Genomic DNA, 1,117 nt, shown 5'->3' with positions numbered 1-1,117 from the left:
GCCCTCCCCCGGTTGTCCTCCCCAGGTATGACACTCCGTCGGTCCGTCCGACCCAAGAGGGCCCCCGGAACCGGATCAGCGGGTGACTACAACCGCCCTGTCCGCCCCTGACGATGGAACGCGTTCCCGGAAACCCGGGAACCCGGACACACCGTCGTCCCGACAGGAGCACCTCTCCGTGACCACCACTTCCATCGCCGGCCGGGCCACCGCCGTGGCCGCCCGCGCCACGGACCTCTCCAAGGTCTACGGACAGGGCGAGACCCAGGTGATCGCCCTGGACCGGGTCAGCGTCGACTTCGGGCAGGCCCAGTTCACCGCGATCATGGGTCCCTCGGGCTCCGGCAAGTCCACGCTGATGCACTGTGTGGCGGGCCTGGACTCCTTCTCCTCCGGCTCCGCCCGCATCGGCGAGACCGAGCTGGGCTCCCTGAAGGACAAGCAGCTCACCCGGCTCCGCCGGGACAAGATCGGCTTCATCTTCCAGGCGTTCAACCTGCTGCCGACCCTGACCGCCCTGGAGAACATCACGCTTCCGATGGACATCGCGGGCCGTAAGCCGGACAAGCAGTGGCTGGACACCGTCATCCAGATGGTCGGCCTCTCCGACCGCCTGACCCACCGCCCGTCCCAGCTCTCCGGCGGCCAGCAGCAGCGCGTGGCCGTGGCCCGGGCCCTCGCCTCCAAGCCGGACATCATCTTCGGCGACGAGCCCACCGGGAACCTCGACTCCCGCTCCGGCGCCGAGGTCCTGGGCTTCCTCCGCAACTCCGTGCGCGAACTGGGCCAGACCGTCGTCATGGTCACCCACGACCCCGTCGCCGCCGCGTACGCCGACCGCGTGGTCTTCCTCGCGGACGGGCGCATCGTCGACGACATGTACCAGCCGACGGCGGAGACGGTGCTGGACCGGATGAAGCGGTTCGACACGAAACGGCGCACCAGCTAGGCCGGGTCGTCTCGTCTGCCCCGTCGCGGCCGGTGGCCGACCAACGGTCGTACGTGGCTGGTCGCGCCCACGCGGCGGAGCCGCATATCCAGTACAGCCCCGCGCCCCTGTCGGGGGCGAGCCCCCGACCCGCGAACCCGCCGCAGGCGCACGCCCCCTCCTCCATGC

General features: G+C 70.5%; 1 protein-coding gene. It reads left to right on the top strand.

Features of this window, described 5'->3' with window-relative positions:
- Positions 1–178: 178 nt before the first annotated feature.
- Positions 179–949: an ABC transporter ATP-binding protein gene (locus FNH04_RS46210; protein WP_322725792.1), complete on the top strand. Its 771-nt coding sequence runs from the start codon at positions 179–181 to the stop codon at positions 947–949.
- Positions 950–1,117: the final 168 nt, after the last annotated feature.

It is taken from the genome of Streptomyces phyllanthi (assembly GCF_009377205.1).
In the GTDB taxonomy this organism is placed as follows: Bacteria; Actinomycetota; Actinomycetes; order Streptomycetales; family Streptomycetaceae; genus Streptomyces; species Streptomyces phyllanthi.
This window is presented reverse-complemented; position numbering and strand designations above follow the sequence as displayed.